At 59.9% G+C, this 25,259-nt stretch carries 16 protein-coding genes; 15 read left to right on the forward strand and 1 reads right to left on the reverse strand.

Annotated features, from left to right (window positions below; all coding sequences use genetic code 11):
* Nucleotides 1-367: 367 nt before the first annotated feature.
* The 15 genes from Mal65_RS11160 (at nt 368) to Mal65_RS11225 (ending at nt 24,103) form a co-directional block, all read left to right on the forward strand.
* Nucleotides 368-1,546 carry a DUF1559 domain-containing protein gene (locus Mal65_RS11160; RefSeq protein ID WP_196784762.1) on the forward strand — a complete coding sequence of 393 codons (1,179 nt, stop codon included), beginning with the start codon at nt 368-370 and terminating at the stop codon, nt 1,544-1,546.
* 593 nt (nt 1,547-2,139) lie between these two features.
* Nucleotides 2,140-3,336 carry a DUF1559 domain-containing protein gene (locus Mal65_RS11165; RefSeq protein WP_145297280.1) on the forward strand — a complete coding sequence of 399 codons (1,197 nt, stop codon included), beginning with the start codon at nt 2,140-2,142 and terminating at the stop codon, nt 3,334-3,336.
* Nucleotides 3,337-3,977: 641 nt separating this feature from the next.
* Nucleotides 3,978-5,174, forward strand: a complete 1,197-nt coding sequence (locus tag Mal65_RS11170; protein ID WP_145297283.1) for a DUF1559 domain-containing protein — start codon at nt 3,978-3,980, stop codon at nt 5,172-5,174.
* Between the two features lie 705 nt (nt 5,175-5,879).
* The gene (locus Mal65_RS11175) at nt 5,880-7,058 is read left to right on the forward strand and encodes a DUF1559 domain-containing protein (RefSeq protein ID WP_145297286.1); all 1,179 of its coding nucleotides are present in this window, start codon (nt 5,880-5,882) and stop codon (nt 7,056-7,058) included.
* Nucleotides 7,059-7,647: 589 nt separating this feature from the next.
* Nucleotides 7,648-8,814, forward strand: coding sequence for a DUF1559 domain-containing protein (locus Mal65_RS11180; RefSeq protein ID WP_145297289.1), 1,167 nt, complete (start codon nt 7,648-7,650; stop codon nt 8,812-8,814).
* 634 nt (nt 8,815-9,448) lie between these two features.
* Nucleotides 9,449-10,627: a DUF1559 domain-containing protein gene (locus Mal65_RS11185; protein ID WP_145297292.1), complete on the forward strand. Its 1,179-nt coding sequence runs from the start codon at nt 9,449-9,451 to the stop codon at nt 10,625-10,627.
* Between the two features lie 512 nt (nt 10,628-11,139).
* Nucleotides 11,140-12,306, forward strand: a complete 1,167-nt coding sequence (locus Mal65_RS11190; protein WP_145297295.1) for a DUF1559 domain-containing protein — start codon at nt 11,140-11,142, stop codon at nt 12,304-12,306.
* A gap of 658 nt (nt 12,307-12,964) precedes the next feature.
* Nucleotides 12,965-14,143 carry a DUF1559 domain-containing protein gene (locus tag Mal65_RS11195; protein WP_174820157.1) on the forward strand — a complete coding sequence of 393 codons (1,179 nt, stop codon included), beginning with the start codon at nt 12,965-12,967 and terminating at the stop codon, nt 14,141-14,143.
* A 453-nt stretch (nt 14,144-14,596) separates the two neighbouring features.
* Nucleotides 14,597-15,784: a DUF1559 domain-containing protein gene (locus Mal65_RS11200; RefSeq protein ID WP_165701206.1), complete on the forward strand. Its 1,188-nt coding sequence runs from the start codon at nt 14,597-14,599 to the stop codon at nt 15,782-15,784.
* A gap of 518 nt (nt 15,785-16,302) precedes the next feature.
* Nucleotides 16,303-17,511: a DUF1559 domain-containing protein gene (locus tag Mal65_RS11205; protein WP_145297305.1), complete on the forward strand. Its 1,209-nt coding sequence runs from the start codon at nt 16,303-16,305 to the stop codon at nt 17,509-17,511.
* Between the two features lie 533 nt (nt 17,512-18,044).
* On the forward strand, nt 18,045-19,241 hold the full coding sequence (locus Mal65_RS11210) for a DUF1559 domain-containing protein (protein ID WP_145297308.1): 1,197 nt from the start codon (nt 18,045-18,047) through the stop codon (nt 19,239-19,241).
* Nucleotides 19,242-19,530: 289 nt separating this feature from the next.
* On the forward strand, nt 19,531-20,745 hold the full coding sequence (locus Mal65_RS11215) for a DUF1559 domain-containing protein (RefSeq protein ID WP_145297311.1): 1,215 nt from the start codon (nt 19,531-19,533) through the stop codon (nt 20,743-20,745).
* A 360-nt stretch (nt 20,746-21,105) separates the two neighbouring features.
* Nucleotides 21,106-22,284 carry a DUF1559 domain-containing protein gene (locus Mal65_RS11220; RefSeq protein ID WP_145297314.1) on the forward strand — a complete coding sequence of 393 codons (1,179 nt, stop codon included), beginning with the start codon at nt 21,106-21,108 and terminating at the stop codon, nt 22,282-22,284.
* 319 nt (nt 22,285-22,603) lie between these two features.
* On the forward strand, nt 22,604-22,765 hold the full coding sequence (locus tag Mal65_RS26450) for a hypothetical protein (RefSeq protein ID WP_165701207.1): 162 nt from the start codon (nt 22,604-22,606) through the stop codon (nt 22,763-22,765).
* Nucleotides 22,766-23,176: 411 nt separating this feature from the next.
* Complete coding sequence (locus tag Mal65_RS11225; protein ID WP_145297317.1) at nt 23,177-24,103, forward strand: PEP-CTERM sorting domain-containing protein; 927 nt, start codon at nt 23,177-23,179, stop codon at nt 24,101-24,103.
* 93 nt (nt 24,104-24,196) lie between these two features.
* Here Mal65_RS11225 and Mal65_RS11230 read toward each other — a convergent pair whose 3' ends face one another.
* Nucleotides 24,197-25,228 (reverse strand): RluA family pseudouridine synthase, encoded by a 1,032-nt coding sequence (locus tag Mal65_RS11230; RefSeq protein ID WP_145304845.1) that lies wholly within the window; start codon nt 25,226-25,228, stop codon nt 24,197-24,199.
* Between the last annotated feature and the right edge of the window lie 31 nt (nt 25,229-25,259).

Below are 25,259 nucleotides of genomic sequence, written 5' to 3' on the forward strand. Positions count from 1 at the left end.
CACCCGTCTTTTTCCGCGGCAGCTTGCCGCATGCCGGTGAGGTATCCACGCCGGTGTTTGCCGGAAAGATTCCCTCCGGTGCAAAGGCATGTCTTTTTGTGTGACAGGCGGATCTCCGGTGCGACGTCCTGTCACGTGCGACGATGTGGACAGTCATTTTGGGTCGTCTAGTGGCGTGGCATCCAACGCTGCAGATTTAGAATGGCGTTTCGGCTTTCGTGCGAGACCGCTTCAACGTTTCGCCACGGATGCAAGAAACGAAGTCGGCCGGACGGCAAGGTTGCGGTTGGGGGCACCGGCGGCGCGGACCAACGAAGCCGATTTGGTTCATTCCGTGTTCTGTTACTTTGAAATGGGAGATGTGACCATGCGAAACCCACGCAAGGCCTTCACACTCGTCGAATTGTTGGTCGTGATCGCGATTATCGGTGTCCTGGTCGGCTTGTTGCTTCCGGCGGTCCAGTCCGCTCGCGAAGCCGCACGTCGAATGTCGTGCAGCAACAACGCCAAACAACTGGGCTTGGCGCTGCACAACTATCACAGTGCGTTCAAGCAATTTCCCGCCCACCGCGCCGGTACGACCGGCCGCAAGGGTTACGGAATCAGCTGGGACAACATGAACGTGTACAGCAATGACACGCACAATTTCCGGCGTCTCAGCATGCTGGTTGCCCTGACGCCGTTCTTGGAACAACAACCCTTGTGGGACACGATCAGCAATCCCGTCTCGGTGCAGTACAACGGCAACGCGGCACCCAATGGGGCTTATCCGTCGATGGGCCCCGTTCCCTGGAAAGGGCAATACACGCCTTGGCGGACGCTGGTTTCGGCGCTGCAGTGCCCCAGCGACGCGGGGCCGCCGGTGACCACCGGGACGACCAACTATGGTGCCTGCATCGGCGATTGCGTGCGAGCGTTGGGATGGGGAAACCCGCCCAAGGAAATCAAACGTGGGTTGTTCCTGAGCGCCACGGTCACGCGATTCCGTGACATCGTCGACGGAACCGCCAACACGATGGCCATGGCGGAGATCACCAACAGCCTGGGCGACCGTGGGATCAGTGGTGGCGGCGCCTATGACATCGGCGGCGACATTAACTTGAGCCCGCGAGAGTGCCTGGATACGGCCGATCCGCTGCGTCCGAAGTTCTACGCACCCGGCGTGTTGCTGTTGGGCTACAGCGGCAACCTTGGCAAATGGGGCGACGCCGGTCGCGGCAATCGATGGTGTGACGGCGGCGGCAACTTTGCCACGTTCAACGCCATCTTGCCGCCCAACAGCCCCACCTGTTCCCGCGACGGCGGCGATGCCGGCGATGGGATCTGGAGTGCCGGCAGCTATCACCCCGGTGGTTGCCACATCGTGATGGGCGACGGATCGGTGCATTTCGTCAGCGAAGCGGTCGATGCCGGTGATCCCTCGATTCCCGCCGTCGGGCAGAATGGCTGGAACGGTTCGCTGGCCGGCAGCCCCAGTCCCTACGGCATTTGGGGAGCATTAGGGACGATCAACGGTCGCGAACAGATCGATATGGATGAACTGTAGAGCCCTGTTCAGCCCTAAACGAAGCGCAGCCGTGGCCCGGATGGAAATCCGGGCCGCGGTTTTTTCGTTTGGTAAACACACCGACATGGTCGTCGCCGCCGGAACGTCGATTTCGGTCCAGATTGGGGGCGCATCGGGACCTTTCCGGTGGGGATACCGAGTCGGCAACACCCGAAAAACCGGAAAGGTTCGACGTTAAAGCCGAAAATCAGAGAAAAAATCGAAAAACTTCTGTCTTGCTAACCACCCGTTGGGGCTGGTTTTTTTGAGCGTGGCGTGGTCGCGCCATCCGCATGGCCACTCGGAGCAGTCTTCATAATGCGACTTCGGGCACCGTTACGGGTGGTTGTTCGAACAACTCAGTCATCGAAAGTTGGTTTCGCGGAAAATCCTTGTCAACCCGTCGGATGTCGAAAAATCCTTGGTTTTCCCGCGTTTTACCGATAGCATGCGACATTAGACCGCCGCTGCGGGGCCGATTTTAACCTTCATTGTCAGGTTTCGCCCGACGGTCAGCTTGTCGAACCGGATCTCGCCTTGTCTTTCGAGATCCACGTTAATGGTTTTCTTTTTTGCGTTATCGGAGCGTACACATGCGTCAAAAACGTGCGGGCTTCACGCTCGTGGAGCTGTTGGTCGTGATCGCGATCATCGGCGTCCTTGTCGGACTTCTTCTTCCCGCGGTTCAGTCGGCTCGCGAAGCCGCCCGCCGCATGTCGTGCAGCAACAACGCCAAGCAGATCGGCTTGGCGCTGCACAACTATCACAGTGCTTTCAAGCAGTTCCCCGTTCACCGTGCCGGTACGACGGGCCGCAAGGGCTACAACGCGAACTGGAACCAGATGACCAGTGCCGACGATGCCGCCGGTGGTGGACGTAACTTCCACAACTTCCGCCGCTTGAGCATCTTGGTCGGCCTGCTGCCGTTCATGGAGCAACAGCCGCTGTGGGATACGATCAGCAACCCGGTCAGCGTCCAGTTCAACGGCAACGCGGCCCCCGGCGGTGCATACCCCGCGATGGGCCCGACGCCTTGGAAAGGCCAGTACACCCCGTGGCGCACGATGGTTTCGTCGTTCAACTGTCCCAGCGACAGCGGCCCGGCGACCACCTACGGCACGACCAACTACGGTGCTTGTATGGGTGACGGCATCCGCGGTCTGGGATGGGCCAACGTGCCGAAGGAAGTCAAGCGTGGGATGTTCATGGGTGCGACGGTGACCCGTTTCCGCGACGTTGTTGATGGAACGGCGAATACGATGGCTTTGGCGGAAGTCACCAACAGCCTGGGTGACCGAGGCGTCAGCGGCGGTGGTGCCTATGACATCGGTGGCGATATCAACCTGAGCCCGCAAGAGTGCTTGGACACGATCGACCCGCTGCGTCCCAAGTTTTACGCTCCCGGCGTGTTGCTGTTCGGTTACAGCGGCAGCCTTGGAAAGTGGGGCGGATCGGGCCGCGGATCACGTTGGACCGATGGTGGCGGTAACTTCGCCAGCTTCAACGCGATTTTGCCGCCCAACAGCCCGTCTTGCTCACGTGGTGGCGGTGACGCCGGCGACGGAATTTGGGCGGCCGGCAGTTATCACCCCGGTGGCTGTCACGTCGTGATGGGTGACGGTTCGGTCCACTTCGTCAGCGAAGCGATCGACGCCGGTGACCCGACGATTGCCGCGGTCGGCCGTCCCCAGTGGAACGGTTCACCCGCCGGCAGCCCCAGCCCCTACGGCATCTGGGGCGGCTTGGGAACGACCAACGGTCGCGAACAAGTCAGCATCGACGACCTGTAATCGACACGGTGCAGCCTGGTTGGCTGCCGACCGTTGATTCAGATGCAACGCATGGACGGTTGCCCCGGAACGTCACCGGGGCGACCGTTTTTTTGGGCCTCCTGATCACCGGTCAATCGGAGTGCCGGGGCATTGCGGTTCCAGGCGATCGGATTGGCCGGTTCCTGGCGGATTTGACGTCTCGGTCATTCCGTATGGTCTGGAAATGCCGCCGCGGAATACCTCATCAGGGTGGCTTCTCTGCTCAACGACCGCAACGCGACGCAAACGGTTCGGAAAATTTCCAGATTTTTTCCAAGAAATGTCGACGTGGACAAGTTTGCACTTGCCCGCTTTGTTTGGGTGCTCATCGAAAGAGCGACACTTTCACTCTGAAGAAACGCACCGCCTCGCTGATGCGCCTCATGAGCGTCAAATTGTCATGCGACACCCCGCCGCATGGGTGCGGCGATCGAAAGGGGTAATAGGCCGGCGGGATCTGAAGCTTTCATTAACGCGTCTAGTTGCTAGAAAGCATCGTTAGCAGGCCGTGCGGGGAATCAATCCGCCATTGCGGGTTCCCGAAGGCCTCTTTCGTCTTTTTCCGTTTGGATCGCCGTCATTGGTGGTCCGGTCATTTCTCTTTGGTTGGGAGCGCATTTATGCGTCAAAAACGTGCGGGCTTCACGCTCGTGGAATTGTTGGTCGTGATCGCGATCATCGGCGTCCTTGTCGGACTTCTTCTTCCCGCGGTTCAGTCGGCTCGTGAAGCCGCCCGCCGCATGTCGTGCAGTAACAATGCCAAGCAAATCGGCCTGGCTCTGCACAACTATCACAGTGCTTTCAAGGGGTTCCCCGCCCACCGTGCCGGTACCACCGGTCGCAAGGGTTACAACGTCGGTTGGAACGACATGGTCGCCGCGGACGATGCCGCCGGCGGTGGTCGAAATTTCCACAACTTCAATCGCTTGAGCATCTTGGTCGGCCTGCTGCCGTTCCTGGAGCAACAGCCGCTGTGGGACACGATCAGCAACCCCGTCGCCACCCAGTTCAACGGCAATGCCGCGCCCGGTGGCGGATATCCCGCCATGGGCCCGACGCCCTGGAAGGGCCAGTACACCCCGTGGCGTACCATGGTTTCCGCGTTCAACTGTCCCAGCGACAGCGGCCCGGCGACCACCTACGGCACGACGAACTATGGTGCCTGCATGGGTGACGCCGTGCGTGCGTTGGGTTGGTCCAACCCGCCGAAAGAAATCAAGCGTGGGATGTTCTTGGCCGGTAACGCCACCCGTTTCCGCGACGTCGTTGACGGGACGGCCAACACCATGGCCCTGGCGGAAGTCACCAACAGCCTGGGCGACCGTGGCGTCAGCGGTGGTGGTGCCTATGACATTGGCGGCGACATCAACCTGAACCCGCGAGAGTGCTTGGACACGATCGACCCGCTGCGTCCGAAGTTTTACGCTCCCGGCGTGTTGCTGTTCGGTTACAGCGGCAGCCTTGGGAAGTGGGGCGGATCGGGACGTGGTTCACGATGGATGGATGGTGGCGGTAACTTCGCCAGCTTCACCGCAGTCCTTCCGCCCAACAGCCCGACCTGTTCACGCGGTGGCGGTGACGCCGGTGACGGAATCTGGTCGGCCGGCAGTTATCACCCCGGTGGCTGTCACGTCGTGATGGGTGACGGTTCGGTCCACTTCGTCAGTGAAGCGATCGATGCCGGTGACCCGACCATTGCCGCGGTTGGCCAACCCAACTGGAACGGTTCGCCCGCCGGTAGCCCCAGCCCCTACGGCATCTGGGGCGGCTTGGGAACGACCAACGGTCGTGAACAAGTCAGCGTCGACGACCTGTAATCGACACGCGGCCAGTGTCCGCTGGCCGCCATCATTGAATCTTCGAAACGCCGGCGATTGCGAAAGCGATCGCCGGCGTTTTTTTGATGTAGGGCCGAACCAGACGGACGGGACCGACGGGTTCGGCCGGTGCCGTTTCGTGCACGCTGCAATCAGGGCTCTCGCCGCGGATCACGGCGCGGCAAGCAGATTGTGGTGGCGATTCAACACGTCGGCTGACGGAATCGACGAGCGGATAGGATTGCGCGTTTTGCGGGGCATTTCGAACGTCGCGGGCTCGCTGACCTACCGAATTGGCGAGTGGCGGGCGCGATGTGTCGAACGAGGGTTCACATTTGTCCGCAAAATACAGCAATGTTAATGATAAACCTTCGGGCTTTGAGGGGCTGAGATGTGTGCGTCGGTGTGGTTGATTGGCGCGTTTGGTTGTAGTGCAAGAACACAATGAGCGTGGCGCTGGGGCGTGGGTGCTTGAGATGAGCGTCCAGGGGTGATGGGGTGTGAATCTTCCCTACGCGGTCGTGTAGGGGCGAGCTTTTACTTCTGACGAAAGATCATTAGTGTTCTCTTGGCTGCTGATGAAGCGGACGGCTGTGATTGCGATGCGGCCGGTGCTTTCGCGCAACGGCATCTTTGCGCTCAGGCATACGCGTGCGGCCTGATCTTGCTCCTGCTCTTTCTCTTATCGTTCGGAGTGATTCTCGTATGCGCACAAAACGTGCTGGCTTCACATTGGTGGAGCTGTTGGTCGTGATCGCGATCATTGGTGTCCTGGTTGGACTTCTTCTTCCCGCGGTTCAGTCGGCTCGCGAAGCCGCCCGCCGCATGTCGTGCAGCAATAATGCCAAGCAAATCGGCTTGGCGCTGCACAACTATCACAGTGCATTCAAGCAGTTTCCGGTCCACCGCGCGGGTACGACGGGACTGAAGGGGTACAATATTGCAGGCGGGGATATGCCCCCTGCTAATCAGGACAATTGCAACCGGCGGCGTCTGAGTATGCTGGTGGGATTGCTACCATTCCTTGAGCAGCAGCCCTTGTGGGACACCATTAGCAACCCGGTCGCCACCCAGTTCAATGGCAATGCGGCGCCGAACGGCGCGTACCCCGCAATGGGACCCACCCCTTGGCGTACCCAGTACACGGCTTGGCGAACAATGGTTTCGGCGTTGCAGTGCCCCAGCGACTCGGGCCCGGCGGTAACGACTGGCACAACGAACTATGGCGCCTGTATCGGTGACACCATTCGCGGTTTTGGCTGGACGAATCCGCCGAAAGAAATCAAGCGTGGGATGTTCATGGGCGTCACCGTGACAAGGTTCCGTGACGTGGTCGATGGCACAGCCAACACCATGGCATTAGCGGAGGTCACGAACAGCCTAGGAGATCGTGGCGTAAGTGGTGGTGGTGCCTACGACATCGGTGGCGATATCAACCTGAGTCCGCGAGAGTGCTTGGATACGATCGATCCGCTGCGGCCGAAGTTCTACGCACCGGGTGTCATGCTATTTGGCTACAGCGGAAATTTGGGCAAGTGGGGGAATGCCGGACGCGGCAACCGTTGGGCGGATGGCGGTAGCAATTTTGGGACTTTCAACTCGGTGCTTCCGCCCAACAGCCCGACTTGCTCACGTGGTGGCGGTGACGCCGGTGACGGTATCTGGTCGGCCGGCAGTTATCACCCCGGTGGCTGTCACGTCGTGATGGGTGACGGTTCGGTCCACTTCGTCAGCGAAGCGATCGATGCCGGTGACCCAACGATCGCCGCGGTTGGCCGTCCCCAGTGGAACGGTTCACCCGCCGGTAGCCCCAGTCCCTACGGCATCTGGGGCGGCTTGGGAACAACGAACGGTCGCGAACAAGTCAGTGTTGACGACATCTAGTTGGCGCTCGATTCAGATCGAGACCCACCGTCACGATTCTTTAGCTGCAGCGCCGGCCTCGCTCACGCGATCGCCGGCGTTTTTCATGCGCTTGGCCGGCTGTCTGGGGCGTGGATCCCCGCATTGTCGTGGCACTATCCTCCAAGAATCCGGCACGTTTGTGCTTGTCGTCCTGTCGTGTTCGATGGGTTTCGAAAATTCCAGCGGAAACGACGGAAAAGTTTTGGTCGAATCGGACACCGTGTCGTCCGCCTGGCGAATCACGTGTTCCCGGCACTGTCTTGCAATAAAACCCCGCAATTCGCCTGCTGAATCGTTATCGACCGCCGTTACAACGGGCGCGATTTTGAAGTGCCAGGCGATCGGGCGATGCGAAATCTGAGCGTGCGTTGGCTCAGAAATGTCGTGGCAATATAAGGCTTGTTCGCTATCCCTGTTACAGGCACGCGAGTGCAAGTTTTATCAGTCTTTGGGTTTTGAGATTCTCCGGCAGCGGCCTTCAGCGTTGCGACGACGGGCGGCCGGAGATCGACGACCGAGGGCGAAATTCCCTTCTTCTTCTCAGTCTTCGTTTCGGGAGTGTTGATCCATGAAAAGACAACGCGCAGCTTTCACGCTGGTCGAGCTGTTGGTCGTGATCGCGATCATCGGCGTCCTAGTCGGCCTACTTCTTCCCGCGGTTCAGTCGGCTCGTGAAGCCGCCCGCCGGATGTCATGCAGCAACAACGCCAAGCAAATCGGCCTGGCCCTGCACAACTATCACAGTGCTTTCAAGCAGTTTCCCATCAACTTGGGCGGCACCACCGGCAAAAAGGGCTATCAGGGGGCCTTGGTCGGAAACGCCCAGCAGAGCAATCGTCGCCGATTGAGCATGCGGGTCGGCCTGTTGCCGTTCCTGGAGCAACAACCGCTGTGGGACACCGTCAGCAATCCGGTCACGTTGCAATTCAACGGTAACGCGGCACCCAACGGCGCGTACCCTTCGATGGGACCGACACCGTGGCAGGGCCAGTACACATCGTGGCGGACCATGGTTTCGGCGTTCAACTGTCCCAGCGACAGTGGCCCGCCGGTCACCACGGGAACCGCCAACTACGCCGCCGTCGTCGGTGATTGCGTCCGTGCGTTGGCATCGGGTAACCCGCCGAAGGAAATCAAGCGTGGCATGTTCCTGGTCGGTACCGCGACCAAATTCCGCGACGTCGTTGACGGAACAGCCAACACGATTGCGTTGGCCGAAATCACCAACAGCCTGGGTGACCGTGGCATCAGCGGCGGTGGTGCCTACGACATCGGTGGCGACATCAACCTGGCCCCGCGCGAATGCTTAGACACGGCCGATCCGTTGCGACCCAAGTTTTATGCCCCGGGCGTGCTGCTTTTCGGTTACAGCGGCAGCCTTGGCAAGTGGGGTAACTCGGGTCGCGGCAATCGCTGGGCCGATGGTGGTGGTAACCACGGAATGGTCAACACCGTGTTGCCGCCCAACAGCCCCACCTGTGCTCGTGCCGGTTGGGATGCCGGTGACGGAATCTGGTCGGCAGGCAGCTATCACCCCGGTGGATGTCACGTCGTGATGGGTGACGGTTCGGTCCACTTCGTCAGCGAAGCGATCGACGCCGGCAGCCCCGACACCCCTGCCGTCGGCCGTCCGCAATGGAATGGTTCGCCGGCCGGCAGCCCCAGCCCGTACGGCGTTTGGGGTGGCTTGGGGACGACCAACGGTCGCGAACAGGTCAGCATCGACGACGCTTGATCGTCAGCCGAATCAGCCAACGTAGGCTGAACACCAGTCGAGTCAACGCCACGCCGGCGGTCGCACTTCTGCGGTCGCCGGCGTTTTTGTTGTCAGGCACTCGATCGTTGGGGGACGGCCCCCTACCAAGGTGACTGCGTGAGGATGTTCACCGAAAGCATTTGCTTCAGCACTTGCGGGTTGACTCATGCTCCACCTGAGAGGGGCTGGCGTTGCTCAAAGTGAGCATCCCTGTTTCCAGGTCGAACAAAAAAATCTGAAAATTCTCAGAAATCTCGCAGTTCGTTCGTTGGGTGACAGGTGTGAGCCTTTGGGGCGGTTGAGACACTCGTATTGAGCGAATCGGCGGCGTCGTCTTCAGAGAGGGGATTCGGGGGGGGATGCAAAGTTAGCGGTTGATCGTCACGCGACGGCGTGTCGCAGTGTGTTCGTGGACGCCCGTATTGGGATCGTTCTGGTGGCATGAGGCTTCCTTTCACGCATTGGGTAGATAGAAAGTCAACAGTGTGAAACCGATGCCGGGCATTTGTCAGCTTTGGCGACCGCCCGTTGAGGCCCGATTTCACAGTCTTTCTCAGGGTCCGCTTCATTTTTCCCGTCGGACCGATTGTTTCCCACTCCGGAGTGAACTTCTATGCGTCAAAAACGTGCGGGCTTTACGCTCGTGGAGCTGCTGGTCGTGATTGCGATCATCGGCGTCCTTGTCGGCCTTCTTCTTCCCGCGGTTCAGTCGGCTCGTGAAGCCGCTCGCCGCATGTCGTGCAGCAACAACGCCAAGCAGATCGGTTTGGCACTGCACAACTACCACAGTGCATTCAAGCAGTTCCCGGTTCACCGTGCCGGCACCACCGGCAAGAAAGGCTACAACGCCAACTGGGCCGAGCTGAGTGCTTATTCGACGGACCAGCACAACTATCGCCGGCTCAGTATGCTGGTGGGGCTGTTGCCTTTCATCGAACAACAGCCGCTGTGGGACACGATCAGCAATCCCGTTAGCGTGCAGTTCAACGGAAACGCCGCCCCCAACGGTGCGTATCCCGCGATGGGGCCGACCCCTTGGCGTGGCCAGTACACACCTTGGCGTACGTTGATTTCGTCGTTCAATTGCCCCAGCGATTCGGGCCCCGCGGTGACCTACGGCACGACCAACTATGGTGCGTGTTTGGGTGACGTCGCCGGCGGCTTGGGCTGGGCGAACCCGCCGAAGGAAGTCAAGCGAGGCATGTTCCTTGGTGCAACCGTCACCCGATTCCGTGACGTGGTTGACGGAACGGCCAACACGATTGCCGTTGCCGAGATCACCAACAGCCTGGGCGACCGCGGCGTCAGCGGCGGCGGTGCCTATGACATCGGTGGCGACGTGCGTCTGAATCCGCAAGAGTGTGCGGACCAAATCGATCCGCTGCGTCCCAAGTTCTTCGCACCCGGCGTCATGCTGTTCGGCTACAGCGGGAGCCTGGGCAAGTGGGGCGATGCCGGCCGCGGTAACAAATGGATGGACGGCGGCGGAAACACCTGTAGCGTCAACACCATCCTGCCGCCCAACAGCCCGTCCTGTTCACGTGACGGAAACGATGCCGGTGACGGGATCTGGACCGCCGGCAGTTATCACCCCGGTGGATGCCATGTCGTGATGGGAGACGGTTCGGTCCACTTCGTTAGCGAAGCGATCGACGCCGGTGACTCGACCGTCGCCACGGTGGGCCCGCCCGGCTGGAACGGTTCGCCCGCCGGCAGCCCCAGCCCCTATGGTGTCTGGGGCGGTCTTGGCACGCGAAACGGTCGCGAGCAAGTCAGCATCGACGACCTGTAATCGACATCGGGTCGGCCTGGGCTGACCCTGACGACGGAAAAGGCGAAAACGCCGGTGGTCGCATTCACGCGATCGCCGGCATTTTTCATGCGCGGTTAGTCTGTTGCGAGCACGGAGGCCGCGTCGGTTGCCCAAATCGAAACGAAAATTTCAAAAAGCCGAAGAAAAGCTCGTTCGTGTTCAAGCGAGCAGTGTCGACATGGAAAAATGATCGAAATTTGGGCGTTATTGTCGTCTTTTGCACTGCTCTGGGCTGATCTGGTCTTGTGTTGACAATTAGTCTACTCGTTTCGGGGGTTTCGATTTCGCTGTTTGGGTGGTTTTCTGCGTTCGCCTTGGCACCTTGCGCTTTGAATCGAGCGAATCTTTGCTAGAAAAGAGCACTGAGGGCATGATTGGGGCAGATTCTGATCCTTTGAGGCTCTCAGATCTGTACGCATGCTCCGTTGGATCTGCTCGTCGATCTCGTCGACGAAGCACTCGTCATTCGCTTTTTTTCTGGAGCGCAGTTTATGCGTAGTCAACGTTCGGGCTTCACGCTCGTGGAGCTGTTGGTCGTCATCGCGATCATCGGCGTCTTGGTGGGATTGCTTTTGCCGGCGGTGCAGTCGGCACGTGAAGCGGCCCGCCGCATGTCGTGCAGCAACAACGCCAAACAAATGGGTTTGGCACTGCACAATTACCACAGTGCATTCAAACAGTTCCCCGCCCAGCGTGCCGGCACGACCGGGTCGAAGGGCTACACCGGCACGATCAATGCGGACAACAACGCCAGCAACAAATGCCGGCTAAGCATGTTCGTCGGGCTGTTGCCGTTCATCGAACAGCAGCCGCTGTGGGATCAAATCAGCAACCCTGTCAGCGTTCAGTTCAACGGCAACGCGGCCCCCAACGGTGCTTACCCCGCCATGGGCCCGGTGCCGTGGACCGGCCAATACACGCCGTGGCGGACGATGGTTTCGTCGCTGCAGTGTCCCAGCGATAGCGGCCCCGCGGTGACGACGGGCACGATCAACTATGCGGCTTGCGTCGGTGACGTGGTCGACCAGTTGGGATCACGAAACCCGGCCAAGGAAACCATCCGTGGTTTGTTCATGGTCGCGAAGCATCGTCGGTTCCGTGACGTTGTCGACGGGACCGCCAACACGATTGCGCTGGGTGAAATCACCAACAGTCTGGGCGATCGCGGTGTCAGCGGTGGCGGTGCCTATGACGTCGGATTCAACGTGCGGCTCGAGCCGAACAATTGTGCCGGCTTGATCGACCCGTTGCGTCCGAAGTTCTATCATCCCGATGCACAGCTGCTGGGCTACAACGCGCCGTTGGGCAAGTGGGCTGGTGCCGGCCGCGGTAATCGCTGGGCCGACGGCGGCGGTAACCTGTCGAGTTTCAATACGATCTTGCCGCCCAACAGCCCCAGTTGCTCCGCCGATGGTGGTGACGCGGGCGCTGGCATTTGGTCCGCCGGCAGCTATCACCCGGGCGGTTGTCACGTGGTGATGGGCGACGGCTCGGTTCACTTCGTCAGCGAAGCGATCGACGGTGGTGACAACACGGTGGCCACGGTTACGCGTCCGAACCAAAACGGTTCACCGGCCGGTATCGCCAGCCCCTATGGCGTTTGGGGCGGCTTGGGAACGACCAACGGTCGCGAACAAGTCAGCATCGACGACATCTAAGTCGCGACGACTGTCCTGTAAGAATCTTTAACGCCGCGGATCGAGTGATCGGTCCGCGGCGTTTTTCATGCGCAAGGTCGCTTTGCGAAAGCGGCACCAACGAACCGGGGCGTTCTGTCAAACCAGGTCATTCTTTGGCGACGATTGGGGCAGACGATCCTTCCGACCTGCGTCTCCAAGCACTTCGGGTGCTTGGCCGGACCATTCCGCCGCTAGGTGGCCGCAAGGTCGGCGACCCGGCCCTCGTCCGATGTCCCATTCGGTGAAGAAAATTAAGAAGTTTTCCAAAAATTTTCTTTAGAGCTTCGGACAAGCCATTGAATCCCCCCTGACGGCCGCGTGATAGCATAAAACACGGCAATTCCTGCTATCGAATGACTGTTGACAGTAGACGGGGCGTGGTGGGCTTGCCCCGCCGGCCGGTTCTGTCAACGAATTTTGAGCCCCCTGCGACAGAAGAGACTGTACGGAAGACTGTTCGCTTTGGATATTATTGAAACGCTGGGTGCTCAATAGGGCGTGTTCGCAATCCTTGTTTGCGTATATTGAGCTTTCGGCAGTGTCGAAGGGTGTACGTGGGGATAGTTTTCTCGGCCGGCACCTTCGCGACGAACAAGCCAACTGTCTCTTCGTCATTTTTTCCATGGAGCGCAATTCTATGCGTCAACAACGTGCGGGCTTCACGCTCGTCGAACTCTTGGTCGTGATCGCCATCATCGGTGTCCTGGTCGGTCTGCTTCTTCCCGCGGTGCAGTCGGCACGTGAAGCCGCCCGCCGTATGTCGTGCAGCAACAATGCCAAGCAAATCGGCCTGGCCCTGCACAACTATCACAGTGCGTTCAAGCAGTTCCCCGCCCACCGCGCGGGAACCACGGGCAAGAAAGGCTATCTGGCCAATTGGACGGAAATGAGTGCTTACAGCACCGATACGCACAACTATCGCCGGCTTAGCATGCTGGTTGGATTGTTGCCGTTCATCGAACAGCAACCGCTTTGGGACACCATCAGCAATCCCGTCACCGTCCAATTCAACGGCGATGTGGCTCCCAACGGTGCCTATCCCGCGATGGGCCCGACCCCGTATCGATCCCAGTACACGCCGTGGCGGACGCTGATTTCGGCGTTCAATTGCCCCAGCGACTCGGGACCTCCGGTCACCTACGGCACGACCAATTACGGTGCCTGCATTGGTGACACCGTGCTGGCACAGGCATGGGCCAACCCGCCCAAGGAAGTCAAGCGTGGCGTGTTCACCGGCGCGACGGTGACCCGTTTCCGCGACGTCGTTGACGGAACGGCCAACACGATTGCCGTCGCCGAATTGACCAACAGCCTGGGTGACCGTGGCGTTGGCGGCGGTGGTGCCTATGACATCGGTGGCGACATCAACCTGAACCCGCAAGAGTGCTTGGACACTCGCGACCCGCAACGGCCGAAGTTCTACGCACCCGGCGTCCTGCTATTCGGCTACAGCGGCAACTTGGGCAAATGGGGCGATGCCGGACGAGGCAACAAGTGGGCCGATGGCGGTGGCAACACCTGTGCCGTAACCACGATTCTGCCTCCCAACAGCCCCTCGTGTGCGCACCGTAGCAATGACGCCGATGACGGCATCTGGAGCGCCGGCAGTTACCACCCCGGTGGCTGTCACGTCGTGATGGCGGACGGTTCGGTCCATTATGTCAGCGAAGCGATTGACGCTGGAGATCCGTCGATCCCGGCTGTCGGACAACCCAGCTGGGGCGGTTCGGTCGCCGGCAGCCCGAGCCCCTACGGCATCTGGGGCGGACTGGGCACGATCAACGGTCGTGAACAAGTCAGCATTGACGACATTTAATCGTCGAAGATTCGCCCAGCGAGCTGGACATCCGGCCGCGGCGAAAAATAAATCGACAAAAAATTTGAAAAGAATCGGAAGGCCGCGGGTTGAGACATCGACCCGCGGCCTTCTTCGTTTTTGCCGTGTTTTTCGCCAGTTGTGCTCGAAATGAGCGTTCTTGATGACGCCAATAGGCACCTTCCTGTGGGTGGATTTTGTGTACCCCACGAGTGTCTCTGATGTTCACCTTCAGGGCGTTTTGTGGGTTCAGATGGCTCCTTTATGCGTATAATGCGGTGTAGTGTCGCACAGCAAGGCGATAGGGGTGGCTCCTTCTGAGCGTGAGCGGCTTGCTTTTGTGCGTCTCTTTGCTTCACGGATTTCGGTGACCCACCGGATTCGTGGATTTCTTGCCGGCTTTTTCTTTGTCGCCGGCTCGAGTTCTTGTTGATGTCATTTCGGAGAGTTTCTATGCGTCAAAAACGTGCGGGCTTTACGCTCGTGGAATTGTTGGTCGTGATCGCGATCATCGGCGTCCTTGTCGGACTTCTTCTTCCCGCGGTTCAATCGGCTCGTGAAGCCGCCCGCCGCATGTCGTGCAGCAACAACGCCAAGCAAATTGGTTTGGCCCTGCACAACTACCACAGTGCTTTTAAGCAGTTCCCCACACACCGTGCCGGCACGACCGGTCGCAAAGGCTACAACGTTAGCTGGGACGACATGGTGGCCGCCGACGACGGCAACCGGAACATGCACAACTTCAACCGCTTGAGTTTCCTGGTCGGCCTGCTGCCGTTCGTCGAACAACAGCCGTTGTGGGACCAAATCAGCAACCCGGTCAGCGTCCAGTTCGACGGTAACCCCGCCCCCAACGGTGCGTATCCTGCGATGGGCCCGACGCCTTGGAAAGGCCAGTACACGCCTTGGCGTACGATGGTTTCCGCATTCCAATGCCCCAGTGATAGCGGTCCCGCCGTGACCTATGGCACGACCAACTATGGTGCATGTTTGGGTGACGTCGCGCGTGGCTTGGGCTGGGCCAATCCGCCCAAGGAAATCAAGCGTGGTGCATTCTTGTCGGCGACCGTTCGTCGTTTCCGCGACTTCGTCGACGGGACGGCCAACACGATCGCGGTCGGCGAAATCACCAACAGCCTGGGTGACCGAGGCGTCAGCGGTGGTGGTGCCTACGACATCGGCGGCGACGTCAGCTTGAGCCCCCAAGAATGCTTGGACACGATCGATCCGCTGCGTCCGAAGTTCTTCGCACCCGGCGTCATGCTGTTTGGTTACAGCGGCAACCTCGGCAAGTGGGGCGATGCGGGCCGCGGAAACAAGTGGATGGACGGCGGCGGGAACACCTGCAGCATGGCCACCATCTTGGCACCCAACAGTCCCTCGTGTTCACGTGACGGTAACGACGCCGGTGACGGAATCTGGACCGCCGGCAGCTATCACCCGGGCGGCGTTCACGTCGTGATGGGTGACGGCTCGGTCCACTTCGTCAGTGAAGCGATCGATTCGGGCGACCCGACGATTCCGACGGTCACCGCACCCAACCACGGCGGTTCGCCCGCCGGTATCGCCAGTCCGTACGGTGTCTGGGGTGCACTGGGAACCGTCAACGGTCGCGAACAGGCCAGCATCGACGACATCTAATCGTCGAACGCTGTTACTGAAGACATGCGAAACCGCGGGCCGAGTGATCGGTCCGCGGTTTTTTCGTGAGCCCATGTTGGCGCCGAAATCGAAACGGTGCCCCGCAAAACTGTGGGCCAACATAGCCCCGATGAAGGTCCGTCAGTGGAGGCGTGGCGGGTGATGATCGGTTGCTAGGGTGAATAAAATGTGCGTTAAAAACGAAAAATGGAAGCATGGTGCGCACCAGTCCGCTAACATGCGTCGGTCTGCCACCCTCTTGTGGGTAGTTTCCGGCCGCAAGTTGACGGTTAGCTGAGGACGTATTGAGACGCCGAATCGGCAGGGCCATCGCCTCGATTCCATCAAACGCTTCATCGACCGCACGACTTCCGCGACGTCACGACGCCTGGCGATCCATTCGGTTTCGCTAGGCCGCAGCGGGTGAGCAGACAGGAGTGTCGCGGTAGGGCGTCGGTCCGATCGGGCCGAAGACGCGGGGCTCCCAGACTCATCCCTTATTTTCTGGAGTTCTTCGGATGCAACAAAAACGCCATGGATTCACCCTGGTGGAGCTGTTGGTCGTGATCGCGATCATCGGCGTGTTGGTCGGGCTGCTTTTGCCCGCCGTTCAATCGGCACGCGAAGCGGCGCGACGGATGGCGTGCAGCAACAACGCCAAGCAAGTCGGCTTGGCACTGCACAACTATCACAGCGCTTTCAAACAGTTCCCCGCTCACCGTGCCGGCACGACCGGCGTCAAAGGATACGACGCGACGTGGAATCAAATGACGTCGGCCGATGACGGGGCCGGCGGCGGACGCAACTTCCACAACTTTCGTCGGCTCAGCATGCTGATCGGATTGTTGCCGTTCATCGAACAGCAACCCCTGTGGGACACGATCAGCAACCCGCTTTCGACCCAGTACAACGGCAATGCCGCGCCCGGCGGTGCCTATCCTGCGATGGGGCCGACCCCGTGGAAGAACCAGTACACGCCGTGGCGGACCCTGGTCGGAACGTTCCAGTGTCCCAGTGATTCGGGGCCGCCGGTGACTTACGGCACGACGAACTATGCCGCCTGTGTCGGCGATGTTGTTCGCGGTCTTGGTTCGCGGAATCCGCCGTCGTCGATTCAGCGTGGGATTTTCATGTCCGCTTCGGCGCGTCGTTTCCGTGACATCGTCGACGGCACGGCGAACACGATCGCGGTCGGCGAAATCACCAACAGCCTGGGCGACCGTGGCATCAGCGGCGGTGGCGCCTATGAAGACAGCGGGCCGGCGTTTGGTGACATCAACATCACGCCCCAGAATTGTGCCGACCAAATTGATCCGCTGCGTCCGAAGTTTTTCAAGCCCGGCGTGTTGCTGTTCGGCTACACCGGCAATCTTGGGAAATGGGGTGCCGAAGGCCGTGGGGGCAAGTACATGGATGGTGCGACCAACCAAACGTCGATGAACACCATCCTGCCGCCCAACAGTCCGTCGTGTTCCTACAACAACCAGGACAATGCCGACGGGATCTGGAGCGCCGGCAGTTATCACCCCGGCGGATGTCATGTGGTGATGGGCGACGGCTCGGTCCACTTTATCAGCGAAGCGGTGGATGCCGGCGACGCAACGATCAGCGCGGTCGGCCAGCCGGGATGGAACGGGTCACCGGCCGGTGCCGCCAGTCCCTATGGCGTCTGGGGCGGTTTGGGAACGACCAACGGTCGCGAACAAGTCAGCATTGACGACCTGTAACGCGTCACTTTCACACGGCTGTCCGTCTTGAGTGCGGGCTTCGTTCGACCGCCAAACGCCGCGGACCGAGTGCTCGGTTTGCGGCGTTTTTTCGTCGTCGAATGCTGCAATGACACTGGCTTTCGCGGTCATGGTCGCCGTCCTGACCGATGTTCCTGGCTCGGCCCTTTGGCTGCATTGGGGGTCGTTGTTGCGCCTTCTTTGCGAAAAAGGCGTATTTTTACCGCATTGATTGCGACTTGTGAGCATGCCGTGTGTTAGGTTGAGTCAAAGTGTCGCCCCCTGGTGGGGTCTTTTCGACTAGTTCGCTGACGTCATTTCATACGCCGGGTCGGGACCACCGAGCGGGCCAAGACGTGGGCCGGATCCCTGGCCGACGGAATCCCCGATTCATGGGCGTTGTGATGCATGGGCTTAGCGATCAAGTCGGGCACGGTTTGCATCATTCGGAGCCGAATTTCGACGCCGGACGGAAAGCCGTCGGGGGTTCGTGTGGCTCCAGCAACTTTTCCTTATCACGCGGAGAAATCCCCATGCAACGAAGGCACCATGGATTCACCCTGGTGGAGCTGTTGGTCGTGATCGCGATCATCGGCGTCCTGGTTGGTCTGCTTTTGCCCGCCGTTCAATCGGCACGCGAAGCCGCCCGCCGCATGTCGTGCAGCAACAACGCCAAACAAATCGGCTTGGCGCTGCACAATTATCACAGTGCGTTCAAGCAATTCCCCGTCCACCGCGCCGGCACGACGGGAAAGAAGGGCTACAACGCCAATTGGAACGATATGGTCAATGCCGACGACGGCAGCCGTAACACTCACAATTTCCGCCGGCTCAGCATGCTGGTCGGCCTGTTGCCGTTCATCGAACAGCAGCCTCTGTGGGACACCATCAGCAATCCGGTTGCGGTCCAGTTCAACGGCAATCCGGCGCCCAACGGTGCCTACCCGGCAATGGGGCCGGTGCCTTGGAAAGGCCAGTACACGCCGCACCGGACGATTGTTCCCGCCTTCCAATGCCCCAGCGACGCGGGTCCGCCGGTGACGTTCGGCACGACCAACTATGCCGCATGTATCGGCGACGTCGCGTTCGGCATCGGCTGGGCGAACCCGCCCAAGGAAGTCAAACGCGGGATGTTCTTGTCCAGTCAGATTCGACGTTTCCGTGACGTCGTCGATGGGACGGCCAACACGATCGCGATCGGTGAAATCACCAACAGCCTTGGCGACCGTGGCATCACCAGCGGGGGCGCCTACGACATCGGCGGCAGCGTGTATTTGAATCCGCAAGAGTGCTTGGACACCAAGGACCCGTTGCGGCCCAAATTCTTTGCACCCGGCGTGTTGTTGTTGGGTTACAGCGGCAACCTTGGCAAAGGCGGCAACGCGGGACGCGGGAACCGTTGGATGGACGGCGGCAGCAACTTCACCACGATGGCCACGATCCTGGCGCCCAACAGTCCGTCGTGTGCCCAGGTCGCCGGTGACGCGGGCGATGGGGTATGGAGCGCCGGCAGTTATCACCCCGGTGGCATTCACGTCGTGATGGGGGACGGTTCGGTTCACTTCGTCAGCGAAGCCATCGACGCGGGCGACCCGACGGTGCCGACCGTGTTCAACGGTAACAACAACAATCCGGCGGGTTCGCCGGCCGGTATCGCCAGCCCCTACGGCGTTTGGGGCGGCTTGGGAACGACTAACGGTCGCGAACAGGTCAGCGTCGACGACATCTAAGATCGCGAACTCTCAGTGAATCGAATTCAGCAGCGCCGCGGATCGAGTGATCGGTCCGCGGCGTTTTCGTGCGCAAAGTCGACGGTTGGGGGTTTCTTGTTCACTGGATGGTCGGTGCCGGGCTGCTTGTAGGCTAAAAATGAAAGTTTGGGCATTAAAAATGAAACCCATGCCTTTCGTCGGGTTTTAGGAATGCAGTGGCCAAATCGACCGGCTGCGTGAGCGTCGCAATGAGTCGCCGATTTGGCCTGCTTTTCGTTTTTGTTCCATTCCGTGAAAGACCCTGACCGTGAAAACTTTCGATTCCTCTTCGGATGGTTGTCCATCCCCGCGACGTACACGACAAGTCCGTTCGGCATTCACGCTTGTCGAGTTATTGGTCGTCATTGCGATCATCGGCGTCCTTGTTGGACTTCTTCTTCCCGCGGTTCAGTCGGCTCGTGAAGCCGCCCGCCGGATGTCTTGCAGCAACAACGCCAAGCAAATCGGCTTGGCGCTGCACAATTACCACAGTGCTTTCAAGCAGTTCCCCGCCCAGCGTGCCGGCACGACCGGGTCGAAGGGCTACAACGGCACGATCGATGCGGATAACAACGCCAGCAACAAGTGTCGGCTGAGCATGTTCGTGGGGCTGATGCCGTTTCTGGAGCAACAGCCGCTGTGGGACACGATCAGCAATCCTGTGGCCGTTCAGTACAACGGCAACGCGGCCCCCAACGGTGCTTATCCCGCGATGGGCCCGGTGCCGTGGACCGGCCAGTACACGCCGTGGCGGACGGTCGTTTCGTCGCTGCAGTGCCCCAGTGACAGCGGGCCGCCGGTGACGACCGGGACCATCAATTACGCCGCATGTGTCGGCGATGTGGTCGATCAAATCGGATCGCGTGCCCCGGCCAAGGAGGTTATTCGTGGGTTGTTCATGGTTGCGATGCATCGCCGTTTTCGTGACGTGGTCGATGGCACGGCCAACACGATTGCGATCGGCGAAATCACCAACAGCCTGGGCGACCGTGGCGTCAGCGGTGGTGGTTCGTACGACGACGGATTCAACGTCCGGTTGGAACCCGACATGTGTGCGGCCAACATTGATCCGCTGCGTCCGAAGTTCTATCGCGACGGTGCGATGTTGTTGGGGTATGCCGCGCCGCTGGGGAAATGGGAAGGCGCCGGACGTGGTAATCGCTGGGCCGATGGTGGCGGTAACCTGTCCTGCTTCAATACGATTTTGCCGCCCAACAGCCCCAGTTGCTCGGCCGACGGTGGCGACAGCGGCCCCGGGATCTGGAGCGCCGGCAGCTATCACCCCGGCGGTTGTCACGTCGTGATGGCCGACGGGTCGGTGCACTTCATCAGCGAAGCGGTGGATGCCGGTGACAACACCGTTCCCACCGTCACGCGGCCCAGCCAGGGCGGATCAGCCGCCGGCATTCCCAGCCCGTACGGTGTCTGGGGTGGTTTGGGCACGACCAACGGTCGCGAACAAGTCAGCATCGACGACATTTAATCGGCCCAGATCCGCCGTTCCATCCGCAGATTCGCATCGACGCCGCAGTCCGAAACCATCGGGCTGCGGCGTTTCGTCGTCATGGGCGTCGTATCGCGACGATTTGCCGCTGCAATCCTCTGCCACACCGTCTGGCCAAGTGTGCAGCAGATACCGTGTTTCATGCGGCGAACGAAGTGTGGTGTGGCTGTGTGTACAGTACGCGTTGTGTTAAGGGGTGATGGATTCGCGTATTTCATTCGCAGCGGTGGACGAATACACTTTGCCCGACATGCGAAGTGCCAACAGTTTATCTGGTTATTGTAGGACAAGATGACGGCTCTTCGCGATTCGTTCTCTTCTCTCGGAGTGTGAACCATCATGCGAAGCAAAAAATCTGGCTTCACGTTGGTCGAACTGTTGGTCGTGATCGCGATCATTGGTGTCCTTGTCGGCCTTCTTCTTCCCGCGGTACAGTCGGCTCGTGAAGCCGCCCGCCGCATGTCGTGCAGCAACAACGCCAAGCAAATCGGTTTGGCCCTGCACAACTATCACAGTGCTTTTAAGCAGTTCCCCGCTCACCGCGCCGGCACCACCGGCAAGAAGGGCTACCTGGCCAGCTGGGGTGAAATGAGTGCTTACAGCACCGACACTCACAACTATCGCCGGCTGAGCATGTTGGTCGGTTTGTTGCCTTTTATCGAGCAGCAACCTTTGTGGGACACCATTAGCAATCCGGTATCGACCCAGTTCAACGGCAATGCGGCACCCAACGGTGCTTATCCCGCGATGGGCCCGACCCCGTATCGCAACCAATACACTGCATGGCGAACGCTGATCTCGGCATTCAATTGCCCCAGTGATGCCGGCCCGCCGGTGACCTTCGGCACGACCAACTACGGTGCCTGTATTGGTGACACCGTGCGTGCACAGGGCTGGGCCAACATGCCCAAGGAAGTCAAGCGTGGGATGTTCACGCCCGCCAACAAGACGCGATTCCGTGACGTCGTCGACGGGACGGCCAACACGATCGCGATCGCCGAATTGACCAACAGCCTGGGTGACCGCGGCGTTGGTGGCGGTGGTGCCTATGACATCGGTGGCGATATCAACCTGAACCCGCAAGAGTGCTTGGACACCCGCGACCCGCTGCGTCCGAAGTTCTACGCACCCGGCGTGATGCTGTTCGGCTACAGCGGAAACTTGGGCAAGTGGGGCCAAGCCGGCCGTGGTAACAAGTGGGCCGACGGTGGCGGAAACATGAGTGCCGTCACCACGATCTTGCCGCCCAACAGTCCTTCCTGTGCACGCGGCGGCAACGACGCCGATGACGGGATCTGGAGTGCCGGCAGTTACCACCCCGGTGGCTGTCACGTCGTGATGGGTGACGGTTCGGTCCACTTCGTCAGTGAAGCGATCGATTCCGGCGACTCGACCGTTGCCGCGGTTGGCGCACCCGGATGGAACGGTTCGCCCGCCGGCAGCCCCAGCCCGTATGGCATCTGGGGCGGCTTGGGAACGATCAATGGTCGCGAACAAGTCAGCGTGGACGATCTGTAATCGGCCCGCCGCCTGAATCTGGGCGGCCGACGACCAACCATTCGCAGACGCCGCGAGTCATTGCCCGACTCGCGGCGTTTTTTTTTGTCAGCGTTGCCCAATCTTCCCGAACGTTAGACGCGACCTTCGCGAGCGTCAGACGCGACAATTCGGCCAACCCGAGTATGCAAATCTTTTACCGGGGCTGTGCAACAAACGGGTGGTCCTTGTTACAATTTCCAGTGGAATTCGGGCGGAACGTTCCGTCATCAAGATGGCTGCCTTCGCAGTCCCCGTCTTGTCTCCACCCCTAATTAGTTTGAATTGCAAGGAACTTACGATGAAGTGGTTGAACCTCATGATGGCGGCTTTGTTCTGCTTCGCGATCGCTGGCTGTGATTCGCAAGAAGGCGTCGTCGAGCAAACCGACGAAGCTGCTGAAGCTGCGATGGAAGCTGAGTACGAAGCCGAGTACGAACAGTACGCTGAAGAAGAAAACTGAGCTTGATCGCTTCGTTTGTGTGCCAAAGTGTCCGGTCGATCACCCGGCTGGACCTGAAGTACACGCAGCCCATGATGCCGGTCGGATCCATGATCCACCGGCATTTTTTTTGTACCCACAGGATTCGCTAGTAACGTGGGAACTTTGAACGCATGATCGCGTCGTTACAGTTTCGCATGCTTGCCGCTGGACGTGCGAAGCGGATGCGTAAGTCTTGAAGTTGCGCTTGTCTGGTAACTCGACGCGTGAGCGAGGAAAAAATGATGTCGACATCGCCTCGCTCACGCTTCGGGTTACCCAAAAAACAATGCCACGGGTAAAAGCGCAACTTCGAAATGCGTGTGCCAGCTGCGAAACGTTTCGTCGATTCTCTTTGGTTTTTCGTCTCTTTGGCTTTTCGGTGGTGCAGTGATGGCGAATCGTTCCCGGGCGTCGGTTTGGTGGTCGCTGGTGATTTCCTTCACAGCGGTTGCGCTGAATGGAGGTCCAGCCCGGGCGGCAATCATCATCTCGGGGTACACCGACGCGACGAACGATCGCTTCACCGATTCAGGCTCGTTTCTGCTGTCCGGCTTTGACTTGTCGGGGATCGGCCAAGATGCCAGCGGCCGCTGGGCGACGGCCATCGGTCGCAACGTGGTGATCAGCGCCGCGCACTTGGCACCCACCGGATCGGTGACGTTCTATCCGGCAAACGATCCGGGGGACGTGCCGGTGACGATCGGCATCGCTGGTGGGCAAAAGATCACGGGGACCGATTTGTGGATCGGGACGTTGGAATCGAATCTGCCCGAAGCGATCACCGATTATGCATTCGCGACGGAGATGCTGTCCGGACCGTCCGAGGCACTGGTCAGTGCGGGGACTTACCAAGGCGTGACGGCATTCACCTTTGGCCGATCCCAGGCAGTCCATCCAGCGACCCGCGACCAAGCCGTGGGCCAAAACCGAATCACGGGCTATGTGGAGAATGTCGATTTCCTGGGAAACTCAGACAACGACAGCCTGTTGATGCAGCGTGACGATCCCGGCGACACAAACTTTGTGACCTATGAATCGTTTTTTCAAGGTGGTGATTCCGGCGGACCGACGTTTGTCGACGATTCGGGCCAGTTGGTTTTGATCGGCACCAACGCGTTCCGGTACGACGCGGACGATCCATTCGCTGAAGACCCGATTACCGGCAGCGGGATCAACTACATCGCTAACCAGTCGGCGTTTATCAACCAGTACATCGAAGCGGCCGCGGTCCCCGAACCATCCAGTTTGGCGTTACTGACCGGTGTGACGGCGTTGATGGTGCGTTGTCGAAAACGAAAGTCATCGTCGCGACGTTGATTTCCAACGGGCATCCCGGACGTTGTTTCGCCAGGCATCAAAAAATCATCGCGGGCACCGATGATCATGATCGGATTGAGGTTCGCTGCACGTTCAGGGAATTTCGGTCACCGATGGTTTGTGCACTCTTTCCACGTCGCCGCCGATCAAGTGGATGACCTGCTTCATATCATCCGGCAACGGAGCGTGGAACGTCATCGCTTGCCCCGATTGTGGGTTGGTGAAGGTCAGCCGGTGTGCATGCAGGGCTTGCCGCGAAAGGAAAACCTTGGCGTCTGGAGCGTCGGTCAATTCGGCTGTCGGCCCGCCAGCCTGGTCGATGCCGCGGCGCAGCGACTCGGCTCGGATCTCACTGTGCCCGGCGTAAAGCTTGTCGCACAAGATGGGGCTGCCGATGTGGGCCAAGTGGACCCGGATCTGATGAGTGCGTCCCGTTTTGGGGAACAACCGGACGACGCAGTACCGACCGTGGCGCGAGATGACTTCGTAGAACGTCGACGCGGTCTTGCTGGATTCGTGGCCTTCGCGGATCGCCTGTTTGTCGCGCTGGTAGGGATGTCGGCCGATCGCCGCATCGATCCAGTCGCGGTCACGATCGATCGGTGCGGTGGTGATCGCCACGTATTCCTTTTTGACGTCACGTGACTGCCACTGATCGGCCAAGTGCAAATGGACCGCATTGGTCTTGGCGACCACAATCACACCGGACGTATCGCGGTCCAGCCGGTGGACAATGCCCGGTCGCGTCGGGCCGCCGACGTCGGACAGCGACTGGAATCGATAGGCCAGAGCACTGGTCAGTGTTCCGGTCCAGTTGCCGCGTGCCGGATGGACGACCATTCCGGCGGGCTTGTTGACGACGACCAATCCGTCGTCCTCGTACAAGATGTCCAGCGCGATCTTTTCCGGGATCGTTTCGTCGCTGAACTCGTCCGGAACTTGAAAGCGGATTCGTTGGCCCGCTTTGACTTTATAGCTGGGGCGGATGATCCGACCGTCGGCTTCGCAGCCGTCGTCCTGGACCGCCGCGCGGATTTGGGACCGGCTGTATCCGTCGCAGACACTAGTCAGAAATAAATCAATCCGTTGGCCGCCCGCGGATTCCGGGACGACCAATTCACGGATTCCCGGCCCGGCCGACGACTCGGGCGGGGAG

Source organism: Crateriforma conspicua, assembly GCF_007752935.1.
Taxonomy (GTDB): Bacteria; Planctomycetota; Planctomycetia; order Pirellulales; family Pirellulaceae; genus Crateriforma; species Crateriforma conspicua.

Bases quoted from the DNA above. Each gene is read 5' to 3' on its own strand.
- Mal65_RS11200 (WP_165701206.1), top strand. From the start codon at position 14,597: ATGCGTCAAAAACGTGCGGGCTTTACGCTCGTGGAATTGTTGGTCGTG.
- Mal65_RS11210 (WP_145297308.1), top strand. From the start codon at position 18,045: ATGCAACGAAGGCACCATGGATTCACCCTGGTGGAGCTGTTGGTCGTG.
- Mal65_RS11175 (WP_145297286.1), top strand. From the start codon at position 5,880: ATGCGCACAAAACGTGCTGGCTTCACATTGGTGGAGCTGTTGGTCGTG.
- Mal65_RS26450 (WP_165701207.1), top strand. From the start codon at position 22,604: ATGAAGTGGTTGAACCTCATGATGGCGGCTTTGTTCTGCTTCGCGATC.
- Mal65_RS11160 (WP_196784762.1), top strand. From the start codon at position 368: ATGCGAAACCCACGCAAGGCCTTCACACTCGTCGAATTGTTGGTCGTG.
- Mal65_RS11165 (WP_145297280.1), top strand. From the start codon at position 2,140: ATGCGTCAAAAACGTGCGGGCTTCACGCTCGTGGAGCTGTTGGTCGTG.
- Mal65_RS11190 (WP_145297295.1), top strand. From the start codon at position 11,140: ATGCGTAGTCAACGTTCGGGCTTCACGCTCGTGGAGCTGTTGGTCGTC.
- Mal65_RS11220 (WP_145297314.1), top strand. From the start codon at position 21,106: ATGCGAAGCAAAAAATCTGGCTTCACGTTGGTCGAACTGTTGGTCGTG.
- Mal65_RS11195 (WP_174820157.1), top strand. From the start codon at position 12,965: ATGCGTCAACAACGTGCGGGCTTCACGCTCGTCGAACTCTTGGTCGTG.
- Mal65_RS11180 (WP_145297289.1), top strand. From the start codon at position 7,648: ATGAAAAGACAACGCGCAGCTTTCACGCTGGTCGAGCTGTTGGTCGTG.
- Mal65_RS11185 (WP_145297292.1), top strand. From the start codon at position 9,449: ATGCGTCAAAAACGTGCGGGCTTTACGCTCGTGGAGCTGCTGGTCGTG.
- Mal65_RS11205 (WP_145297305.1), top strand. From the start codon at position 16,303: ATGCAACAAAAACGCCATGGATTCACCCTGGTGGAGCTGTTGGTCGTG.
- Mal65_RS11170 (WP_145297283.1), top strand. From the start codon at position 3,978: ATGCGTCAAAAACGTGCGGGCTTCACGCTCGTGGAATTGTTGGTCGTG.
- Mal65_RS11225 (WP_145297317.1), top strand. From the start codon at position 23,177: ATGGCGAATCGTTCCCGGGCGTCGGTTTGGTGGTCGCTGGTGATTTCC.